The sequence below is a fragment of the Streptomyces sp. NBC_00080 genome (assembly GCF_045041255.1).
Lineage (GTDB): Bacteria > Actinomycetota > Actinomycetes > Streptomycetales > Streptomycetaceae > Streptomyces > Streptomyces coriariae.
Window position 1 is genome coordinate 8,989,499 of record NZ_CP108235.1, and the last position, 20,935, is coordinate 9,010,433.

19 protein-coding genes and 1 pseudogene are annotated in these 20,935 nt (G+C 70.8%); 12 read left to right on the forward strand and 8 right to left on the reverse strand.

What is annotated here, in order from left to right:
• Positions 1-3: 3 nt before the first annotated feature.
• The 3 genes from OHU34_RS40180 to OHU34_RS40190 form a co-directional block, all read right to left on the reverse strand.
• Positions 4-540 carry a GNAT family N-acetyltransferase gene (locus OHU34_RS40180; RefSeq protein ID WP_405771202.1) on the reverse strand — a complete coding sequence of 179 codons (537 nt, stop codon included), beginning with the start codon at positions 538-540 and terminating at the stop codon, positions 4-6.
• A gap of 138 nt (positions 541-678) precedes the next feature.
• Positions 679-1,329 (reverse strand): DUF305 domain-containing protein, encoded by a 651-nt coding sequence (locus tag OHU34_RS40185; RefSeq protein WP_142268553.1) that lies wholly within the window; start codon positions 1,327-1,329, stop codon positions 679-681.
• 91 nt (positions 1,330-1,420) lie between these two features.
• Entirely contained in the window at positions 1,421-1,837 is a 417-nt protein-coding gene (locus OHU34_RS40190) for a DUF6153 family protein (protein WP_405771206.1), read from the reverse strand.
• A gap of 200 nt (positions 1,838-2,037) precedes the next feature.
• On the opposite strand from OHU34_RS40190, the gene OHU34_RS40195 reads away from it, so the two are divergent.
• The gene (locus tag OHU34_RS40195; RefSeq protein ID WP_405771209.1) at positions 2,038-3,360 is read left to right on the forward strand and encodes a cytochrome P450; all 1,323 of its coding nucleotides are present in this window, start codon (positions 2,038-2,040) and stop codon (positions 3,358-3,360) included.
• On the opposite strand, the gene OHU34_RS40200 is transcribed toward OHU34_RS40195, so the two are convergent.
• The gene (locus OHU34_RS40200; RefSeq protein ID WP_405771211.1) at positions 3,357-5,471 is read right to left on the reverse strand and encodes an FUSC family protein; all 2,115 of its coding nucleotides are present in this window, start codon (positions 5,469-5,471) and stop codon (positions 3,357-3,359) included. The genes OHU34_RS40195 and OHU34_RS40200 overlap by 4 nt on opposite strands.
• Positions 5,472-5,704: 233 nt before the next feature.
• Here OHU34_RS40200 and OHU34_RS40205 point away from each other — a divergent pair, with 233 nt between their 5' ends.
• The gene (locus OHU34_RS40205) at positions 5,705-6,022 is read left to right on the forward strand and encodes a hypothetical protein (protein WP_142268549.1); all 318 of its coding nucleotides are present in this window, start codon (positions 5,705-5,707) and stop codon (positions 6,020-6,022) included.
• Positions 6,023-6,125: 103 nt separating this feature from the next.
• Here the strand turns inward: OHU34_RS40205 and OHU34_RS40210 are convergent, their stop codons facing one another.
• A complete protein-coding gene (locus tag OHU34_RS40210) occupies positions 6,126-7,046 on the reverse strand; it encodes an SGNH/GDSL hydrolase family protein (protein WP_200840001.1) in 921 nt (306 codons plus the stop codon).
• Between the two features lie 180 nt (positions 7,047-7,226).
• On the opposite strand from OHU34_RS40210, the pseudogene OHU34_RS40215 reads away from it, so the two are divergent.
• Both OHU34_RS40215 and OHU34_RS40220 read left to right on the forward strand, forming a co-directional pair.
• A pseudogene (locus OHU34_RS40215) lies at positions 7,227-7,613 on the forward strand (SDR family oxidoreductase); the annotation flags it as partial.
• A 182-nt stretch (positions 7,614-7,795) separates the two neighbouring features.
• Entirely contained in the window at positions 7,796-8,431 is a 636-nt protein-coding gene (locus OHU34_RS40220) for a ScbR family autoregulator-binding transcription factor (protein WP_142268548.1), read from the forward strand.
• A 163-nt stretch (positions 8,432-8,594) separates the two neighbouring features.
• Here OHU34_RS40220 and OHU34_RS40225 read toward each other — a convergent pair whose 3' ends face one another.
• Positions 8,595-9,026, reverse strand: a complete 432-nt coding sequence (locus OHU34_RS40225; protein WP_142269867.1) for a BlaI/MecI/CopY family transcriptional regulator — start codon at positions 9,024-9,026, stop codon at positions 8,595-8,597.
• Positions 9,027-10,054: 1,028 nt separating this feature from the next.
• Here OHU34_RS40225 and OHU34_RS40230 point away from each other — a divergent pair.
• The 5 genes from OHU34_RS40230 (at position 10,055) to OHU34_RS40250 (ending at position 14,831) form a co-directional block, all read left to right on the forward strand.
• A complete protein-coding gene (locus tag OHU34_RS40230; RefSeq protein WP_230194026.1) occupies positions 10,055-11,143 on the forward strand; it encodes an S-(hydroxymethyl)mycothiol dehydrogenase in 1,089 nt (362 codons plus the stop codon).
• A complete protein-coding gene (locus tag OHU34_RS40235; RefSeq protein ID WP_142268546.1) occupies positions 11,143-11,775 on the forward strand; it encodes an MBL fold metallo-hydrolase in 633 nt (210 codons plus the stop codon). Before OHU34_RS40230 ends, OHU34_RS40235 begins: the two co-directional genes overlap by 1 nt.
• A 251-nt stretch (positions 11,776-12,026) precedes the next feature.
• Positions 12,027-12,389, forward strand: a complete 363-nt coding sequence (locus OHU34_RS40240) for a bifunctional 3-phenylpropionate/cinnamic acid dioxygenase ferredoxin subunit (protein ID WP_405771217.1) — start codon at positions 12,027-12,029, stop codon at positions 12,387-12,389.
• Positions 12,386-13,549, forward strand: coding sequence for an NAD(P)/FAD-dependent oxidoreductase (locus OHU34_RS40245; protein ID WP_142268544.1), 1,164 nt, complete (start codon positions 12,386-12,388; stop codon positions 13,547-13,549). Before OHU34_RS40240 ends, OHU34_RS40245 begins: the two co-directional genes overlap by 4 nt.
• A 130-nt stretch (positions 13,550-13,679) precedes the next feature.
• Entirely contained in the window at positions 13,680-14,831 is a 1,152-nt protein-coding gene (locus OHU34_RS40250) for an aromatic ring-hydroxylating dioxygenase subunit alpha (protein ID WP_142268543.1), read from the forward strand.
• Here OHU34_RS40250 and OHU34_RS40255 read toward each other — a convergent pair.
• Positions 14,819-15,565 (reverse strand): IclR family transcriptional regulator, encoded by a 747-nt coding sequence (locus OHU34_RS40255; RefSeq protein ID WP_142269866.1) that lies wholly within the window; start codon positions 15,563-15,565, stop codon positions 14,819-14,821. The two genes, OHU34_RS40250 and OHU34_RS40255, sit on opposite strands and share 13 nt — an antisense overlap.
• 202 nt (positions 15,566-15,767) lie before the next feature.
• Here OHU34_RS40255 and betA point away from each other — a divergent pair, with 202 nt between their 5' ends.
• The gene (betA, locus tag OHU34_RS40260) at positions 15,768-17,435 is read left to right on the forward strand and encodes a choline dehydrogenase (RefSeq protein ID WP_405771220.1); all 1,668 of its coding nucleotides are present in this window, start codon (positions 15,768-15,770) and stop codon (positions 17,433-17,435) included.
• Between the two features lie 3 nt (positions 17,436-17,438).
• Entirely contained in the window at positions 17,439-18,275 is an 837-nt protein-coding gene (locus OHU34_RS40265) for a 5,10-methylenetetrahydrofolate reductase (RefSeq protein ID WP_405771223.1), read from the forward strand.
• An 85-nt stretch (positions 18,276-18,360) separates the two neighbouring features.
• Here the strand turns inward: OHU34_RS40265 and purU are convergent, their stop codons facing one another.
• Positions 18,361-19,242: a formyltetrahydrofolate deformylase gene (purU, locus tag OHU34_RS40270; protein WP_230194024.1), complete on the reverse strand. Its 882-nt coding sequence runs from the start codon at positions 19,240-19,242 to the stop codon at positions 18,361-18,363.
• Between the two features lie 219 nt (positions 19,243-19,461).
• On the opposite strand from purU, the gene OHU34_RS40275 reads away from it, so the two are divergent.
• Entirely contained in the window at positions 19,462-20,931 is a 1,470-nt protein-coding gene (locus OHU34_RS40275) for an aldehyde dehydrogenase family protein (RefSeq protein WP_142268539.1), read from the forward strand.
• The last annotated feature ends 4 nt before the right edge of the window (positions 20,932-20,935 follow it).

Sequence of the window (20,935 nt, forward strand, 5' to 3'; positions counted from 1 at the left end):
GCCTCACATCGGGAGGGAGAAGAGGCGTACCGGACCCGAAGGCCAGCGTGCGTTGTCGTACAGGGGCGTCACCATGGTGCGCAACGGCATGGTCACCACGCGGGCTTCGGGTTGTTCGACGCGTACGTCCAGGTCGAGCGGATGCCACCCGAGGCGCCGGTACAGCGGCACGAGCGGAGGCCGGCAGAACAGGAGCGCGTGCGAAGGACCCATCGTGCGAGCGTGCTGGAGTGCCGCCGCGATCACCAGCCTGGCCAGCCCCTGGCCTCGCACGTCGGGTGCGACGGCCACTCCGCCGACCCCCACGACCTCCGTCCCGGTGTCGCCGATCGCGACGGACAGCCGTAGCAGGCCGGCGTGTGCCACCAGCCGGCCGCCCTGTCTGACGCCGAAGTGGTCTTCCTTGGGCAGCCAGCTCAGACCGGTCGCCGCGACACCGAAGGGGTCGTCGCCACCGCCGAGGATCTCGTCCTGCTCAGCTCTGGTGTAGCGAAGGAGCCGTACTGCGGTCGGAGCCGCGGAGGACGGGTTCTGAAGCATCCTCACATGATGATCTCTCCGTCCACGGGCCTGCCAGGGGGTGCCCGGCCGAGCCGGCCTCCGGTCCTCTGCGACCCGCGGCTCGGGCGACGGGGGCAGAGGGGGCCGGTGGGTGATCCGGCCCCCTCTGCCCGTTCGTCAGCTCTTGCCGAGGAGCTTGTTCATCTCGGCGATCTCGGCCGTCTGCGCGGTGACGATGTCGTCGGCCATGGACATGGCGGGGCCGTACATGCCCTTGCCCTTCTCGGTGGTGGCCATGGCCACGGCACCCTCGTGGTGGTCGATCATCATGGTCAGAAACATGGTGTCGAAGTCCGTGCCGGACGCCTTGTCCAGTTCGTCCATGTCGGAGCCGTCCCTCATGCCGGGCATCCCGGACCCGGCCGAGTGGTCCATGCCGGGCATGGATTCCGTCGTGCTGTCGGACGACGTCGGGACGTGCTCGCCCCAGGACGTCAGCCAGCCGCCGATGGTCCTGATCTCCGGGCCCTGCGCCTCCTCGATGCGCGAGGCGAGGCCCTTGACCCCGGCGGACGAGGCCCGGTCGGCGGCGAGCTCGGCCATCTCGAGGGCCTGCTGGTGGTGAGGGATCATGCCCTGCGCGAAGGACACGTCCTGGGCGTTGTGCGCTGCGGCCGTGGCGTCGGCGCTCGTCGACGACGACGCGGAGCTGTGACCGTCCGTGTGTCCGCTGCCGCTGTCGTTGCCGCATGCGGCGAGGACGAGCGCGGCGGTGACCATGGCGGCCGTGAGAGCGGCGCGATGGGTCAGGGTGCGGGTATTGCGCATGCTGAAACTCCTGCTGTGCTGTGCGAAAAGGGATCCGGACCTGTCGAGGAGCACCGCGTCGCCCTAGTGGTGACGTGGTGCCGAGCGGTGTCTAGATCCGCAGGAGTTGGAGTTCCGCCAGGGAGGGTGGCGCGCGTGCGCCGTCCGGGGCCTCGGCCGCGTACGCGCAGACGGCGTCGGCGCGTACGGGGACGGTCACCGGGTCGGGAACGAGCACGGGCAGAGCCGGCGCGCCGCTCACCGCTGCGGCCTGGCAGGTCGGGTCGGCGTGATGGAGGTGTCCTCCACCGCAGTCCCCGCCGTCCCCCGCGCAGTCCTCATGAGCGCTGACCGAGACGGCGCTGACCGGGACGACCGCCGTGTGCTGGGGCACGGCGTGTTCGTGGACGGTGCCGCCGGGGGACAGGGCGTGCATGGCCAGCAGCCCGGCGAGCAGTCCGAGCACGAGCAGCGCCCGCCACCGCCACACGGGCGGTCGCGCCGGGTGCTGCTGCTCGCGACTCCTCATCGGGATCATCCTAGGCGGAGTCTGTCCAACACCTCGGCGTCATCCCGGCATTGCGGTGCGCCGCGCACGAGGCGCAGCCACGAGCCGTAGTCTCGGGGCGGCTTCGGTGCGCTGTCACCGAAGGTGTCCGATCCCGTACAGTCCGCTCGGCGCAAGTGCTCCGTCGCGGCCCGCAACGGAGGTTGACCAGGAGAAGAATCATGGAATCCGAAGCCGGTCACGGCTCTCTCCCGCTCGATTCCGGAACGGGGCGGCCGGTGCCCGAAGCCGAGCCCGCACTCGTGGAGCGGTGGCGCTCGGAGAGAGGCGAGCTGGTCGAGTTGCTGGCCCAGGTGCGTGAACGGTGCGGCGGTGTCGCCGCGTTCCGGCTCGGGCCGTCCCGCACCGTGCTCGTCACCGACCCGTCGGCGGTCCAGCATGTCCTCGCCCGGTACCCGGAGCGGTACGTCAAGCGCTCCCACCGCGCCCGTCTGCTGATCGGCGACGGGGTCCTCGCCGCCACCGGTACGGCGTGGAAGCGGCAACGCCGCTTGTTGCAGTCCCAGTTCACCGGCACCGGGATGCGCCGCTACGAAGAGCGGATCACCGAGGCCGCCCGGACCACCGCCGGGCGCTGGGCCGGGTACGCCCGTACCGGGCAGAGCCTCGACGTCGGGCGGGAGATGCGCCGCTTCGCCCTGGACGCCATCTGGCGCTCCCTCACCGGCCACCCCCTCGATGACGATACCGAGCGCGAACTGGACGCCGTGGCCGTGGTGGCGACCGCCCTTCCGACACTGCCCGCGGACGCCTCCGAGGCGCGGGACGCCGTCGCCGCCGACCTCGCCCGGATCGACGCGGTCGCCGGGCACGCCATCGAGGCCGCCCGAAACGGGGCGCCCGGACCCGAGGGGCCGGGCCTGCTGCGTGTCCTGACCGACGCCGGCGCCGAACACCCCGAATACACAGACCAGTTGATCCGCGACGAGTTGGTCACGCTGCTCGCGGCCGGGCACGAGACCACCGCGACCACTCTGACCTGGTTGTATCTGCTCCTCGACCAGCACCCCGCCGCCCGCGAGCAGACGCTGGGCGCCGGCGGCGAAGGCTCGCCGGAGCGCCGTCAGGCCATCCAGGCCCTGATCCACGAGACACTCCGGCTCTACCCGTCCGCGTGGATCCTGCCCCGCCACGCCGCCGAGGACGACATCCTCGCCGGCTACACCGTCGAGGCGGGCACCGACCTCCTCGTCTGCCCGTACCTCACGCACCGCGATCCCGAACTGTGGCCGGACCCGGAGCACTTCGCCCCCTGGCGGTTCGTCACGCCGGGCGGTCGGCCCGCGCATCCGGGCGCCTACTTCCCCTTCGGCATCGGCCCCCGTGCCTGCCTCGGTGTGCAGTTCGCGCTCCGCGAGTCGACCGTCCTGCTCGAACACCTGCTGCCCGCCCACACCTTGGCCTTCTCCTCCATCCCCACCAAGGCGGCGTACGGCATCACCGTCCGTCCCGACGGACCCACCGTCGCGACCTTGGTGGGTTAGGGCGCTCGGGCCACGACCGGTGCACCAGTGGCAGTGCTGGTTCGGAGGTCCGCTGAGAGCGCGTCGAGCCATACCTCGATGTCGGTCAGGAGGGACCGGACCCGTGGCGGGACCTCGGAGGGCAGGGACGGGGGCGGGGGAAGCCGGACGTGGATGCCGCCCGGGGGGAAGTCGGCAGCCCGGACGATGGCTGTCTCCGCCTCCTCGCTGATGTGCCGGGCCCAGCGCAGGGCCGCGGGCGGCAGCTCGAGCGAAGGGTCCGTGCGGGGCAGCCAATAGGCGCCGACCAGGACACGGGAGCCGAAGTTGAGGGCGGCGAGGTAGTCGGGTTCGGGCTCGCGGGCAGGGGAGGCGGGCTCGGTGCGGTACTGCGCGTACGAGCCCTCCGCGATGCGAAGCCGGTGCAGCGTCAGCCGGACGGCCCGGTGACCGGCGTCGCCGCCGTCCGCCGGGCCGTCGCCGGTCATGGCGGCGGTCGTGGTCCGCACCACGGGTGCTGCGGACCGGAGCAGCGCCGCCATGCTGCGCCGCGTCTCGGCGCGGGCCCCGAACGGCCAGGCGAGCACACCGCACAGCAGCCCGATGGCACTCCCGGTCAGCACGTCCACGACACGCATCTCCGCGAGCCGCCACGTCACGGGCGCGATCTGCGCGAACGCCGTGGAGACGACCAGGGTGAACAGCCCCTGCGCCCAGGCCGGGCCCTCCAGGGGCCCCACCGCGAAGGCGATCAGCATCATCGGTACGAGCAGGTACGCGTACACGTCGGTGGCCTGGCCCGCCCCGATGAGGAGCAGACCGGCGGCGAGCGCGCCGGCCAGCGTGCCCACGACGGCCGCGCGTACCGCGGACCAGGTGGCGCCCGCCGTGGTCCGGCCCAGGGTCAGCACGGTCAGCAGCACCCAGAAGCCGTGCGACAGGTCGAGCGAGCCCGCCACCAGGCGGGCGAGTGCGAGACCGCACGCGCTGCGCAGCGCGTTCTGGAAGACGACGGAGCGCCGCGTCAGATTGCCGGTGAGGCGGATGGCGAACAGGCGGACCGTCGGCATCCGCGCGTACCAGAACTGCTCCCGGGGCAAGCCGTACACCGGCCGACGTCCGTCGAGCGCCAGGGCTACGGCCGTGCGCACGGTCACGGCGGAGACCGCGATCGTCAGCACCGTCGACTGCCGCAGCAGCACCTGGTGCGGGCGGGAGACGCGCTCGCCGGAGGCGCCGTCGCGTGCGGCAAGGAACTGGGCGGTCATCTCCTCGATCAGCTCGGGCCCCTCCGCGGGACGGGACCGGCGCAGCGCGCCGGCCGTCCCGGCGCAGGTCGCCGCGATGCCGTGGAGGAGGTTCTGCGAGGCCGTGTCCGAGGGCGTGGAGTGCATCTCGGTGAGGGCGGCCAGCTGGTCGACAAGGCGCCGAGCCGCGGATCCCGCCTGGGCGAGCGCGCGGTCCGTCCGTCCCGCTCCGGTCGGGCGGGCACCGGCAGGCTGCTGCGAGAAGCGCAGGCCCCGGCCGGCTGCCCGCAGCCGTCCGGCCAGGCCGGGTTCCGGGTCTCCGGAATGGATCAGGGAGCGGGTGGCGCGGGCCGCGAGGTCCAGGGTGTCGGCGATCCGGTCGCCGTACGAGGGATCCGGCGGATCGGGGAGCACCGCCACCTCGCACAGGACGAGGGACACCCCGCCGACGGCGACCCCGGTCAACCGCTGGGGCAGCGTCTCCGGGGCGAAGGGCGGGAAACAGGCGAGGATGTAGAACAGCTGAAGCCCGGGGACGGTGCCGGCCAGACGCGGGCCGCACATCGAGCCGAACATCAGCACGAACCCGACGAGCAGCATGCCCGCCACGGCCGACCAGGTCTGCACGGCGAGGGCGGTGCCGGCGGCGGTGAGGACGGCGGCGGGCGGCAAGGCACGCAGCACGGTCAGGGCGCGTCGGCGACCGGACCCCGGCACCGGCGAGAGAACGCCGAACGCGATCGGAGTGAACAGGGCGTAGACCGCGGTCACGGGCTGATCGAGGAGATACGCGGCCGGATAGAACCCGGCCGCCGCGGCGACCGTGACACGCGTCGCACGCCGGCCGGCCCGGACGGAATCGGCGAGCGACGGCCGCTTGGGCATCAGCGCTCCTCTCCGCGCGCCACCCGAGGATCATCCGCGGCTTTCAGTGTCGCGCGGGTCGGGTGGTCACGCAGTCGGGCGCGGGCTCCGGGTGGTGCTCGGCCCGTTCCGAGGAGAACAGGGGGTGGGTCGGCGGGGCCTACCGGGGGAAAGCGGAGATCGATCGCCCCGCTCCGGGGTATGCGGGAGGGAACCCGAGGACCTGAGGACCCGAGGAAAGGAACGGAAACACCATGACGACGTACGTGATCACCGTGCCCGGCACCTTCACCGCCGAGGTCGAGGACGAGACGCGAACGCGGTTGAGTCAGGCCCTGCGTCCGGCCGATCCGCACCACACGCGGATGGGCAACGCGCAGGACCTCGACCCGCTCACCGTGAACGAGGACGACACGTTCACCATCCGGCTCGCCGTCGAAGCGGACAGCGGTCCGCACGCGGAGGAGGACGCCCGCAGGCTCGCGGACTCCGCCCTGCACGCCGCGGGGCTCGACGACACGAGCGCCCCGCTCGGACCGGCGGTGGTCACCGGTATCGACTCCGACGTGTGAGCCGGCCGGGCGAGCCGGGGCACCGACGGGCCCCGGCCAAACGGACCGACGTGGCGCCGGACGGCGCCGGACACCCGCCGTCGGCCGTCGGCAGCCCGCGGGTTCAGTGACCGCCCCGGCCGTGCGTCAGGCGCTGCCACACGGCCCCCGCCATGGCCGCCTCGCCCTTGGCGTTGGGGTGCGCGGGAGCCGCGGGGGACGTGGGCTGCAACGGCTCGATCCACCGCTCCGCCGGGGGCTTGCACATGTCGTGGCCGATGGTCGGGCCGTAGGTGTCGACGTACTCGGCGTGGTTCCAGCGCGCCACCAGACGGAGCATCAGGTTGAGCCGCTTGCCGGTGTCCCGCAGGTAGGGGAAGTCCTGCGTGGCGAACGGCACCGAGGGGGCACAGCCGCTGCCGTCGTCGGGCAGCAGGTCCGGATACCCCACGACGAGGATCCGGGCGTGCGGAGCCCGGTCGTGCACGGCCTGGAGCACCCGGGCGACCTTGGGGCCGGTCCTGGCTATCGCCACGGTCAGCTGGTCGACGCCCGAGGCGCCGTAGTGGCGCTGGCACGGGTTGCCGGTCGGGTCCTGCGCGGACAGCTGGGCGCAGGTGCCGATGATGGAGCCGAAGCCCATGTCGTTGCCGCCGATCTGGACGGTCACGAGGTCGCTGTTCCGGCCCACCGCGTCGAGTTGGGGACCGTTGGTGCCCTGCGCCTTCCACATCTGCTCGGTGGTCGCCCCGCCGCAACTGACGTCCTTGAACGTGACGTTACGAAGCCGCGCGGCCACGATCGACGGGTAGTTGTGGTCGGAGCGGGCGCAGTTGGCGTCCACCTGCCGGGGGATGAGTGGGCCGGAGGTGTAGGAGTCGCCGAGCGCCACGTACCGGTTGCCGCTGCCTCCTCCGCCTCCGCCGTGCGCCGCGGCCGGTGCCGCGGAAGCGGCGACCAGCGCACAACTGCCCAGTGCGGCCAGGAAGGTGACGCCCTTTCGGCGGTGACCGGCCGGTCCTCCCGTGCGAACGTCGCGCTGCATCGAGTTCCTCCCCCTTGAAGCCCACACCCCGTCGACGACGCCGTCCCGTACGGTCGGCGTACCGTTCGACTGGGCTTGTATACCGTCCAGTAGGTCACCGGGGCCAGAGCCGGGAGCGAACCCGTTGCCGCAAGAAGCGGGGGGACGCCGTCCGGAGCGGGAGCCATGGCCGAAGCCTTCGGGGCCTTCGTCGTGGCCCGGGAGGCGGCGCGCCGTGTCCGCGACGGCGGGGCGGTGGTCACCTTCTCCACCTCGGTGACCCGGCTGGCCTTCCCCGGGTACGCGCCCTACGCGGCGAGCAAGGGGGCCGTCGAGGCCATGACGCTGGTGCTGGCCCGCGAGATGCGTGGTCGGGACGTCACCGTCAACGCCGTGGCGCCCGGCCCGACCGCGACGCCGCTCTTCCTCGAGGGCAAGGACCAGGAGACGATCGACCGCCTCGCCGCGCAGTCCCCGCTGGAGCGTCTCGGGACACCCGACGACATCGCCGAGACCGTGGCCTTCCTGGCGGGCCCGGGGCGTTGGGTCAACGGGCAGGTTCTCTTCGCGAACGGCGGCATCGCCTGACGGTTCGACTCGCCCTGCCCAATCCCGCCTTGCCCCCCCAGTAGTGATCGAGATCGCATCGTCCTGTATAAAAATACCAAACGTGCGGTTTACTTGTAGATCGCCGGGTGGAATGCTCTCCACGTTCCGGGTCGGGGGTCCGGTCCCGCGTCGTCCTGTACGGGCTGAGGGAGGGAGACCTGATGGGCATGCAGGCGCGAGCGGTGCGCACACGTCAGTCTCTTGTCCGGGCGGCTGCCGAGCTGTTCGCCGCCGAGGGGTACGCGCGGGCTTCTCTTCCCGTCATCAGCGAGCGGGCCGGTGTCAGTACCGGCGCCCTGCATTTCCATTTCGCGAGCAAGAGCGACCTCGCCGCGGAGGTGGAGAGGGCGGCGGCGGACTCCGTGGAGGAACTGGCGGAGCGCTGTCGCAGCACGGCGGACACGCTGCTGCAGTCCCTGGTCCACACGGCGTGCAGCCTGCTCCTGGCCGTGGTCACCGATCCCGTGATCAGGGCGGGGTTCCGGCTCAGCGGTGATCCGTCCCGGAAGAACGGGGCGCGGATGCTGCAGTGGTGGCGGGCGTGGGTGCACGATCTCATTGTCCAGGCGCAGCGGGAGGGCGAGCTCGCCTCCGACGTCTCGGTCGACGCCGCGACGACCGTGATAGTGGCGGCGACGGCGGGGTTCGAGGTGTTGGGCGCGACCGACCGCGACTGGCTCTCGGCGGACCGCGTGACCCAGTTGTGGGCTTTCCTCCTGCCCTGGCTGGCGGGCTCACCGGACCACGCCCCGTTGCTGTCGGGGATCGGGGAGTCCCTGGAGGAACTGTCCGAATAGCCGTGTACGCGGTTGCCCACCGTGGCCGGCGCGGCGGGCAGCCAGGCGTCGGCGAGCAGCCTCGGACGGAGAAGCCTGTGACCTTCCGAGGGGTCACCCGGACCATCGGCCGGAGTACCTCCTCCGGCGGGTCGAGCGGCACCCGGGCGACCAGGTGATTCGTTCATGTGCGGGGCGTCGCCCCGTCGCGCGACCACCTGCCGTCGGGCCCCTCGTCGAGCAGGGTCCGTAGGAGTCCCCTGTCCTGCGGGCCGAGGTCGGCGACGAAGCGGGCGAGGGCGGTGTCCCTGTCGGCGTCCTTGTTCAGTTCGGCGTGCATACGGCGGGCGGTGAGGCCGGGCGGGTCCTGCGCGGGGGTGTAGACGTAGCCCCGGCCGGCGTGGGTGCGGGTGACCGCCCCCTTGGCGTGCAGGCGCGTCAGGATCGTCGTCACCGTGGTGCGTGCCAGGTCCGTTCCGAGTGCCAGCCGGACCGCGATCGGGGTGAGCGGGCCGTCGGAGGCCCAGAGCGCGGCCAGGACACTCGCCTCCAGTTCACCCGCGGGACGACGGTCCGGCCGCCCGGCGACCGGCCGGTCTTCGTGTCCCTCTGGCATGGGAAGGCCCTCGCCTCTCGATCGTCCACAGTGCGGTGGACCGTCTACGCGGTTGTAGTCACTCGGACTGTAGTCGGCCGGGCCGCGGTGACCGACCGGGCCGCGGTGACCGACCGGGCCGTTGTGACCGGCCGGCCACCGCCGGTGGGCGGGGCTGAAGTCAGCCCAGGTGGACGGCGGGTGCCCCCCGTTGGTGGAGACGGTCGACAGGACGGCGAGGCCGAGCGCGCCGCCGATCTGCCGCCGCCCGTAGAGGTCACCGGCCCGGCCGCCGAGCAGCAGCAGCCCGCCGAAGGCGAGGGCGTGGGAGTTGACGATCCGGGCGAGGTTCGCGTCGGACACGTCGAGTTCGGTCTGGATGCTCGGCAGGGCGATGTTGGTGATGGTGGCGTCGAGGATCAGCATCAACTGGGCGGCGGCGATCACGATCAGGGCGAGCCCAGATGGCGTCCGCCGGGGGAGCCGGAACGTGCGTCCGCGTCGGCCGCAGCGACGCCGGTCGCGCTGTCGGAAGGCATGGCAGAACTCCTGGGAGTGGTGGGTGAATACATTCCCGAGAGCGCCGGACGGGGAGAACGCCCCGCTGATCCGTGGGAATGTGCGAGCCAGGCCATAACACCCGTTTCCCTTCTGGTGGACTCGGAAAGCGGTTCGGCGGATGTGGTCCTTGTCGTCCTTGACGATTCCGTCGACGTCCGCTCAACAGGCCTGTTCACATGCGCTGTTGGGATGTGCTCTTTCCCGCGTGGCGTGTGCAACGAGAATTCCACGGGAAGGGCGTTGATCACATTTTTCTGGGTTCTGCAGGTCATGCGGAGCTCTGCTTTTCCTGGTCCGGGTAAGCCCCGGTGCGGCCTTTTCGTGGAAGGGGGGTGACGCGGCCTGGATCCCTGCTCGTCGTGCGAGCGCCGTCCGGCCGCGGGGGCCTTGACCTCCGGTGGGCGCTCAACCATGCTCGTTGCGGCACGCGAGATGCGTGTCGTAATGAGCAACATCAGTCGAGGTCTCGTACCAGCCGAGGAGTGGCCATGACGCACCAGGTCCGTGCTGTCGTCGCGCGGGGCAAGGGCGCCCCCGTCAGCCTGGAAACGATCATCGTGCCGGATCCCGGGCCGGGCGAGGCGCTGGTGAAGGTCGAAGCCTGCGGGGTCTGTCACACCGACCTGCACTACCGCGAGGGCGGCATCAACGACGACTTCCCGTTCCTGCTGGGGCATGAGGCCGCGGGTGTCGTGGAGTCGGTGGGGGAGGGTGTCACCGACGTGTCGCCCGGCGATTTCGTCATCCTCAACTGGCGTGCGGTGTGCGGCCGGTGCCGCGCCTGCCGGCGCGGACGGCCCTGGTACTGCTTCGCCACCCATAACGCCGAGCAGAAGATGACCCTCGCCTCGACCGGGCAGGAGCTGTCCCCGGCGCTCGGTATCGGCGCGTTCGCGGAGAAGACGCTGGTGGCGGCCGGTCAGTGCACCAAGGTCGACCGGGCCGCCTCGGCGGCCGCCGCGGGGCTGCTCGGCTGCGGCGTGATGGCGGGCATCGGCGCCGCCATCAACACCGGGAACGTCGGACGCGGTGACAGCGTGGCCGTCATCGGGTGTGGCGGCGTCGGGGACGCGGCGGTCGTCGGGTCGCGGCTGGCGGGCGCCGCGACCATCATCGCGGTGGACATCGACGACCGGAAGCTGGCCACGGCCGGCAGGCTGGGCGCGACCCACACCGTCAACTCCAGGGAGTCCGACCCGGTCGAGGCGATCCGCGAGCTGACCGGCGGTTTCGGCGCCGACGTGGTCATCGAGGCGGTGGGCCGCCCGGAGACGTACCGGCAGGCCTTCTACGCCCGCGACCTCGCCGGTACGGTCGTCCTGGTCGGCGTGCCGACCCCGGAGATGAAGCTCGAGCTGCCGCTGCCGGACGTCTTCGGGCGTGGCGGCACGCTGAAGTCGTCGTGGTACGGGGACTGCCTGCCCTCCCGCGACTTCCCCATGCTCATCGACCTCTATCTACAGGGGCGGCTGGATCTGGACGCCTTCGTCACGGAGACCATCGGGCTGGACGAGGTCGAGAAGGCCTTCGACCGTATGCACGGTGGCGAGGTCCTGCGATCGGTGGTGCTCCTCTGATGCCCGGCGCGCGCGTCGAACACCTGGTCACCTCCGGGACGTTCTCGCTGGACGGCGGCACCTGGGACGTCGAGAACAACGTGTGGATCATCGGGGACGACGATGAGGTGATCGTCGTCGACGCCGCGCACGACGCCGGGGCCATCGCCGAGGCGCTCGGCGGACGCACCCTGCGGGCCATCGTGTGCACCCACGCCCACAACGACCACATCGACGCCGCGCCCGCCCTCGCCGCGCGCACCGGCGCCCCGGTCCTGCTCCATCCCGACGACCTGCCGCTGTGGAAACAGACCCACCCCGATCGCGCGCCCGACGGCGAACTGGCCGAAGGGCAGGTCCTCGAGGTGGCCGGCGTTTCCCTGACCGTGCTGCACACCCCCGGCCACGCCCCCGGCGCGGTCTGCCTCCACGCGCCGGCGCTGACGGCGCTCTTCGGCGGCGACACCCTCTTCGCCGGCGGGCCGGGGGCGACGGGAAGGTCGTACAGCGACTTCCCCACCATCGTCGACTCGATCCGGGACCGGCTGCTCACGCTGCCCCAGGACACCGTCGTGTACACCGGGCACGGAGAGACGACCACCGTCGCCGCCGAGGCTCCGCACCTTCAGGAGTGGCTCGACCGGGGTTTCTGAACCCCCGGTAGGCAGAGGGCGGCGCGCCCGTTTCCTCACCCGTCACGGGGCGAGGAGGCGGGCCGCCTTCATGTCCCCGGCGCGAGGGTGGGCAACTGCTTGCCGGGTTGCCTATGGCGCACAGTATTGCGTCAGAGGCAACGCCAGGTGTCGAGTTGTACGGCTCGTGAATGCCTTGACAAGGATTCTGGCCGACTTCAGACTGATGTTGCGCTTACCGCAATCCGTTTCGTTATACGCACCGAGGTGTCATGAAGATTCCCGCGTGCCGTCTCGCGGATCTCCCGCGAGGTGAGGCCTTCCGGCTCGACATCGATCCGCCGGTCTCGGTGTTCCATACCGACGACGGCGAGCTCTTCGCCATCGACGACACCTGCACCCATCAGGACGCCTCGCTCGCCGACGGCTGGCTGGAGGGCTGCGAGGTGGAATGCCCCTTGCACGCCTCGAAGTTCGACCTGCGCACCGGCGCCGTCGACGCCCCGCCGGCCAAGCTCCCGGTGCGCACGCACGAGGTCGTCGTCGAGGGCGGCATGATCCACGTCCGGGTGTCGACGGACGCCCCCAACCTGCCGCCCTGTGTCGCGTCCCGGCTCGCCGGGGGTACCGCGTGAGGACCGTGGCCGTGGTGGGCGCCTCGCTCGCCGGATTGTCGGCGGCGCGCTCGCTGCGCAAGCAGGGCTACGACGGACGCCTGGTCGTCATCGGCGACGAGCTCCATCGCCCGTACGACCGGCCGCCGCTGTCCAAGGAGTTCCTGGCCGGCACCCTCGGCGAGGCCGATCTCGCGCTGGAGGCGCAGGACGAGGACCTGGGCGCGGAGTGGCTGCTCGGTATCCGCGCCACCGGCCTGGACCGCGCCGACCGTGCCGTGCGGCTGGCCGACGGACGGGAGGTCCGCGTCGACGGCCTCGTCATCGCCACCGGCGCCGCCGCGCGCAGGCTCCCCGGCTCCGAAGGCCTGGCCGGCGTGCACGTCCTGCGGACCCTGGACGACGCCCGCGCCCTGCGCGACGAACTGGCCCGAGGCGGACGGCTGGTGGTGATCGGCGGCGGATTCATCGGCGCCGAGGTTGCCTCCACCGCCTACGCCCTGGGGCTCGACGTGACGGTCGTCGAGGTGGCCCCGACGCCGCTGGCCGGGCCGCTCGGCGCGACCATGGGCGGCATCGTCTCCGGCCTGCACGCGGACCACGGCGTACGGCTGCTGTGCGGTGTGGGTGTCAAGGGGCTGAGCGGGGAGCGGTGTGTGGACGCCGTCCTGCTCGACGACGGCCGCAGCATCCCGGCCGACATCGTCGTCGTCGGTGTGGGCGCTCGCCCGTGCGTGGAGTGGCTCGAGGGATCCGGTGTCGAGCTCGACAACGGCGTCAAATGCGGCGCCGACGGCCGCACCGCCCTGGCCGGGGTGGTCGCGGTCGGCGACTGCGCCAACTGGTACGACCCCCGCGCCGGCGCCCACCGCCGCGTCGAGCACTGGACCGGCGCGCGGGAGCGCCCCGACGCGGCCGTCGCCACGCTGCTGGCGGGGGGCGCGGTGGTGCCGGGTGTGCCCCGGCCGCCGTACTTCTGGTCCGACCAGTACGGCGTCAGGATCCAGTTCGCCGGTCACGCGGCCGGCGCCGACAGTGTGAGCGTCGAGGAAGGCGCCGTGGACGATCGCAACGTCCTGGCCGTCTACCGGCGTGCCGGAGATCCGGTCGCGGTGCTCGGCATGAACCAGCCGCGGCTGTTCACGCGCTGGCGCAAGCAGCTCGCCGCCGCGACGTCTTGACACCACCCCCGTGGCATCCCATGCTGCGGTTGCATATGGCACGCAGTGTTGCTTCATGCACAACGCCGTCCGGAGTCGCTCTTCCCGGCGCGTGAATGTCCCCTCCACGACGTTTCCCGAGGAGTGCCCTGTGACCTCGACCGGTCTGCCGGACAGCCTGATCGCCACCCTCCCCGGCTCCTCCTACACGGATCCTGCGGTCTTCGCCCAGGAGCAGGAGCGCATCTTCGAGACCATGTGGTTCTGCGTCGCGCGCGCCTCGGAGCTGGCGAAGCCCGGCGCCTTCCGCACCGTCGACGTGGGCCGCGAGAGCATCCTCGTGACCCGCGCGCGTGACAACGCCGTTCGTGCCTACTTCAACGTGTGCCGGCACCGCGGCGCCAGGCTCTGCACCGAGGAGAGGGGCGAGGTCAAGCGGGCCTTCCAGTGCCCGTACCACGCCTGGACGTACGACCTGAACGGCAAGCTCGTCGCGGCGCCCAATCTGACCAAGATGCCCGACGTCGGGCGCACCGAGTACGGTCTGGTCGCCGTGGCGGTGCGCGAATGGCTCGGCTATGTCTGGGTGTGCCTCGCGGAGGACCCGCCGTCCTTCGAGGAGGCCGTCATCGGTGATGTCGTCGCCCGCCTCGGCGACGTGGAGTCGATCGAGCGCTACGACATCGACAACCTCTCGGTCGGCCGGCGCATCGTCTACGACGTGAAGGCGAACTGGAAGCTCATCATCGAGAACTTCATGGAGTGCTACCACTGCGCCACGATCCACCCCGAACTCACCGAGGTGCTGCCCGAGTTCGCCGACGGATACGCCGCGCAGTACTACGTCGGGCACGGCGCGGAGTTCGGTGAGGAGGTCCAGGGGTTCACGGTCGACGGTTCCGAGGGGCTGGACCGCATCCCCGGTGTGGCGGACGACCAGGACCGCCGCTACTACGCGATCACCGTCAGGCCGCAGGTCTTCGTCAACCTCGTCCCCGACCATGTCATCTTCCACCGCATGTACCCGGTGGCCGTCGACCGCACGATCGTCGAGTGCGACTGGCTCTACCTTCCGCACGTCGTCGAGAGCGGCAAGGACGTCAGCCGGTCCGTGGAACTCTTCGACCGGGTCAACCGGCAGGACTTCGACGCGTGCGAGCGCACGCAGCCCGGGATGGGCTCCCGGATGTACGCCAAGGGCGGGGTGCTGGTGCCCAGCGAGCACCACATCGGCGCGTTCCACGACTGGGTGAACGAGCGCCTGGGCGGCAGCCCCGGTGGTCGGGCCGGTCAGCCCAGGTAGCCCATCCGGTGGCTGATCTCCTCGGCGCCCTTGAGCAGCACCGGGGAGAGCTCGTGCAGACGCTCCTCGGTGAAGCGGTACGCGGGACCCGAGGCGCTGAGCGCCGCGATGACCTCTCCGTCGCGGTTGCGGACCGGCGCGGCCATGGCGTGCAGGCCGATCTCCAGCTCCTCCAGGGTCCAGGCGTAGCCGCGCTCCCGGGCCTCGGCGAGGTTCTTCTCGATCTTGGTCTTGGCGGTGATGGTGCGGGGGGTGACCTTCTTCAGCCCGGTCTCGGCCAGCAGCGCGGCGCGCTCCTTGGCGGGGAGGTGGGCCAGCAGGATCTTGCCGCTGGAGGTGGCGTGCAACGGGGTCAGCTGGCCGACCCAGTTGTGCGCGGTGACGGCCCCGGGGCCGCGCACCTGGTAGAGGTTGATCGCGTAGTGCTCCTGCATGACGGCGATGTTGACCGTCTCGCCGATCTCCTCGGCGAGACGCTCACAGACGGGGCGGCCCTGCTGGGTGATGTCGATGCGTCCGGTCACCGCACCGGCCAGGCGGACGATGCCGAAGCCGAGGCGGTACTTGCCGCGCTCACCCGCCTGTTCCACCAGACCGCGCGCCTCCAGGGCGCCGAGCAGACGAAACGCGGTGGACTTGTGCACGTCGATTTCGGCGGCCACTTCGCTGACGCCCGCCTCGCCGCGCTGGGCGAGGATTTCGAGGACGCTGATGGCGCGGTCCACCGACTGCACTCCGCCGGCCTGTGAACTTGTCGTTTCGGTGTCTTGGCTGTGGTTGCTCACAGCACAACTATACGCGCAGTAAACAACTCGACCGCAAGCAACGAAGCCGAAACAAAGACCTTGCAAGTTGCGTCGTTCGCAACCTGGTGCGCATGACGCTACCTCTATTAGCATGCCTCGCGTATCTACGGCGCGAGCGAGACGAGGCACCATGGCTCCCCTGCAATACGACTTCGTCATCGTCGGCGGCGGATCGGCCGGCAGCGCACTGGCGAACCGACTCTCCGCGGACCCGGCGAACCGCGTGCTGGTGCTGGAGGCCGGGCGTTCCGACTACCCGTGGGACGTCTTCATCCATATGCCCGCGGCGTTGACCTACCCGATCGGCAGCCGGTTCTACGACTGGAAGTACGAGAGCGAGCCCGAGCCCCACATGGGGGGCCGGCGCGTCTACCACGCGCGCGGCAAGGTGCTCGGCGGTTCCAGCAGCATCAACGGCATGATCTTCCAGCGCGGCAACCCGATGGACTACGAGCGCTGGGCGGCCGACCCCGGCATGCAGACCTGGGACTACGCGCACTGTCTGCCCTACTTCCGGCGTATGGAGAACTGTCTCGCAGCCGACCCGGACGACGAGTTCCGCGGCCACGACGGCCCCCTCGTCCTCGAACGCGGTCCCGCGACCAACCCGCTCTTCGGCGCCTTCCTCGAGGCCGCCCGGGAAGCCGGCTACGCACCCACCGACGACGTCAACGGCTTCCGGCAGGAGGGGTTCGCCAAGTTCGACCGCAACGTCCACCGCGGACGCCGCCTGTCGGCCTCGAAGGCGTACCTCAAACCCGTCAGGAAGCGGCCCAACCTCACGGTCAGGACCCGCGCCCTCGTCACGCGGGTGCTCTTCGAGGGCAAGCGGGCCGTCGGCGTCGAGTACCGGCGCGGCAAGGGCGCACCCCAGCAGGTCCGCGCCGCCGAAGTCATCCTGTGCGGCGGCGCGATCAACTCCCCGCAGCTGCTCCAGCTCTCCGGCGTCGGCAACGCGCAGGAGCTGAGCGCCCTGGGCATCGACGTCGTGCACGACCTTCCGGGTGTCGGCGAGAACATGCAGGACCACCTGGAGGTCTACGTCCAGTACGCCTGTAGGCAACCGGTCTCCATGCAGCCGTACATGGCCAAGTGGCGCGCCCCCCTCATCGGGCTCCAGTGGCTCTTCCGCAAGGGGCCCGCCGCGACCAACCACTTCGAGGCCGGCGGCTTCGCGCGCAGCAACGAGGACGTGGACTACCCCAACCTGATGTTCCACTTCCTGCCGATCGCGGTCCGCTACGACGGCTCCTCACCGGCCGGCGGCCACGGCTACCAGGTGCACGTGGGCCCGATGTACTCCGACGCCGTCGGCTCGGTGAAGATCAAGAGCAAGGATCCGCGCGAGCACCCGGCCCTGCGCTTCAACTACCTCTCCACCGAGCAGGACCGACGCGAGTGGGTCGAGGCGATCCGGGTGGCGCGCGAGATCCTCGACCAGCCCGCGCTCGCCCCCTACAGCGACGGCGAGATCTCCCCCGGCCGGAAGGTGGCGACGGACGAGGAGATCCTCGCCTGGGTCGCGAAGGAGGGCGAGACCGCCCTGCACCCGTCCTGTACGTGCAAGATGGGCACCGACGAGATGTCCGTCGTCGACCCCACCAGCATGCGGGTGCACGGCACGGAGGGGCTGCGCGTGGTGGACGCCTCGGTGATGCCGTACGTCACCAACGGCAACATCTACGCGCCGGTGATGATGATCGCCGAGAAGGCCGCCGACCTGATCCTCGGCAAGGAGCCGCAGCCGCCGTCGAAGGCCGCGTACTACCGTCACCGCGATGCCCAGCAGGCCGGGTAGACGTTGGCCGGTTCAGGGCTGAGGACGCTGCTGGAGAGCGTCCGCTACGAGGTGCTGCCCACGAAGGCGACCGAGGACAAGGTCCTCGCCCATGTCCCGCGCGAGGTCGTCGTCACCGTGACCGCGTCGCCGGTCAAGGGCCTGGAACCGACCCTCGACCTCGCCACCCGGCTCGCGGCGCACGGTTACCGCGTCGTCCCGCACGTGCCCGCGCGGCTGCTGCGCGACGAGGTGCATCTGAAGGAGGTCGCCGATCGGCTGCGCGAGGTGGGCGTGGACGACGTGTTCGTCCCGGCGGGCGACGCCGACCCACCGGCCGGGACCTACGACGGGGCGCTGCCGGTGCTGCGCCGGCTGAGTGAGCTGGGCAAACCCTTCGCACGCGTCGGCATCGCCGGCTATCCCGAGAGCCACCCGCTCATCCACGACGACATCACCGTGCAGGCCATGTGGGACAAGCGCTTGCACGCCACCTACCTGGTGAGCAACCTGTGCTTCGACCCACGGGTGCTGGGGGACTGGCTCGTCCGGATCCGGCGCCGGGACATCACCCTGCCCGTCCACCTGGGCGTCGCGGGGCCGGTACAACGGGCGAAGCTGCTGTCCATGGCGGCGAAGATCGGCGTGGGGGAGTCGACCCGTTTCCTGACCGGGCACGCCTCGTGGTTCCTGCGGTTCGCGGCACCCGGTGGGTATTCCCCCGGCAGGCTGCTGGCGCGTACCGAGAAGGCGCTCACCGCGCCGTCGGCGGGTGTCGCGGGGCTGCACCTGTTCACGTTCAACCAGATCGCGGAGACGGAACGGTGGCGCCGCGCCGTGCTGGAGCGGCTGGGAAGCTGAACGCCGTTCGTATACGGATCCTTCGTATACGAAAAAAAGGGGGGCGGAGCCGGAAGTCCGGCCCCGCCCCCTCGTGTCGTACCGCTCAACGGAAGACCACCGTGCGGTTGCCGTACACCATGACGCGGCTCTCGCTGTGCCACTTCACCGCGTGCGCGAGCACCTGGGCCTCCACGTCCCGGCCGACCGTGACCAGGTCCCCGGGTCCGAGCGAGTGGTCCACCCGGACCACGTCCTGCTCGATGATCTGCCCCTCGTCCAGGTCCGGGGTCACATAGTGCGCCGTCGCGCCGACGAGCTTCACGCCGCGGTCGTAGGCCTGGTCGTAGGGTCGCGCGCCCTTGAAGCTGGGGAGGAAGGAGTGGTGGATGTTGATGGCGTGACCCTCGAGTTGCTTGCACAGGTCGTCGGAGAGGATCTGCATGTAGCGGGCCAGCACCACCAGGTCGACGTCCAGGTCCCTCACCAGCTCCAGCAGGCGCGCCTCGGCCTCGGCCTTGGTGTCCCTGGTGACGGGGATGTGGTGGAACGGGATGCCGTACGTCCGCGCCAGGCCCTCGAAGTCCCGGTGGTTGGAGACGATCGCCGGGATCTCGATGTTGAGCGCGCCGGTGCGTTGGCGGAACAGCAGATCGTTGAGGCAGTGACCGAACCGGGACACCATGATCAGGGTGCGGGTCGGCGTCGATGCCTCGCTCAGCGTCCAGGTGATGCCGTACGCCTCGGCGACGGGACCGAATCGGTAACGCAGTGTTTTCACCTGCGCGTCCGGGTCGGAAACGTCGAAGTGAACCCTCATGAAGAAACGGCCCTGCAGCCGATCGTCGAACTGCTGACTCTCCAGGATGTTGCCCGAGTTCCTGACGAGGAAGCCGCTCACTGCGTGGACCAGCCCGGAGCTGTCCGGACAGGAGAGGGTGAGGACGTACTCACGACCGGGCTGCGGACCAGGGTACTCAGCGGACACAGCGACCTCCGTCGGTGCGTATTGCACAACATGGTGAGCGATACGCAACATGGTCGGCTCGGCATCACTTTCGGTCAAGGGTGGCCGCACAAGTACCCGCATGGCGAAATCGTCATCCGCCAACCCCTTGACGCAGGTCTGTGGCGTTCGTCAAGGTGTTCCACCACAAGCAATTGAATGCATGATGCGCAACGCATTTCGGCTGAAGGGCATTGGCGCGTGGCAGACCTGTATGTGGCTGGGGAATGGCGGGACCCGTCGGCCGGTGGGCGCCGGGAGATCCGCTGCCCCGCCGACGGCTCCCTCACCGCGACCGTCTCGGAAGGGACGCGTCCCGACACCGAGGCGGCGATCGCCGCAGCCCGCCGCGCCTTCGACGAGGGACCCTGGCCACGCACCTCCGAGCGGGAGCGCGGCGCGCTGCTGCTGCGCACCGCGGACATCGTCGAGCGCGATGCCAAGGAGTTCGCCCGCGCGGAGTCGCTGGACACCGGCAAGCGGCTGGTGGAGAGCGAGTACGACATCGCCGACGTGGTCTCCTGCTTCCGCTACTACGGCGGGATCGGCGGTACCGACGCCGGCCGTGTGATCGACACCGGCCGTGACGACGCCGTCAGTCGCGTCGTCTACGAGCCGATCGGCGTGTGCGGGCTGATCACCCCCTGGAACTACCCGCTGCTGCAAGCGAGTTGGAAGGTCGCTCCGGCCCTCCTGGCCGGCAACACGATCGTCCTCAAACCCAGCGAGCTCACCCCCTCCACCTCGATCCTGCTGATGAAGGCGCTGGCGGAGGCCGGGCTCCCGGCCGGCGCCGCCAACCTCGTCCTGGGCGCCGGGCCCGAGGTCGGCGCCCCACTCTCCGAGGACCCCGCCGTCGACATGGTCTCCTTCACCGGCGGCCTGGAGACCGGCAAACGGATCATGGCCACCGCCGCGGCGACCGTGAAGAAGGTGGCGCTGGAACTCGGTGGCAAGAACCCCAACGTGATCTTCGCCGACGCCGACTTCGAGACGGCCGTGGACTTCGCTCTCACGGCCGTCTTTCTGCATTCCGGGCAGGTCTGCTCGGCCGGCGCCCGGCTGATCGTGGAGGACGCGCTGCACGACCGGCTCGTCGACGAGGTCGTCCGCCGCGCCCGGCGGATCCGCCTCGGCGGGCCCTTCGACCCCGAGGCCGAGACCGGGGCGCTGATCTCCGCACAGCACCGGGAGAAGGTCGAGGCGTATGTCGCGGCGGGCCTCGCCGAGGGGGCCGTGCTGCGCTGCGGCGGCGAACGGCCCGACGACCCGGCCCTCGCCGACGGCTTCTACTACCCGCCGACCGTCCTCGACGAGTGCCGGCAGGACATGCGTGTCGTGCACGAGGAGTCCTTCGGCCCCGTGCTCACCGTGGAGCGCTTCACCGACGAGGACGACGCCGTGCGGATCGCCAACGACACCGAGTACGGACTGGCCGGGGCCGTGTGGACGCAGGACGCGGGCAGGGCCCAGCGGGTGGCCCGGCGGCTGCGTCACGGCACGGTGTGGATCAACGACTACCACCCCTATGTGCCGCAAGCGGAATGGGGTGGCTTCGGGCATTCGGGCGTGGGCCGGGAGCTGGGACCGACCGGCCTGGACGAGTACCGAGAGCCCAAACACATCTGGCAGAACATCCAACCCCGGCCGCAACACTGGTTCCGCGGCTGAATGC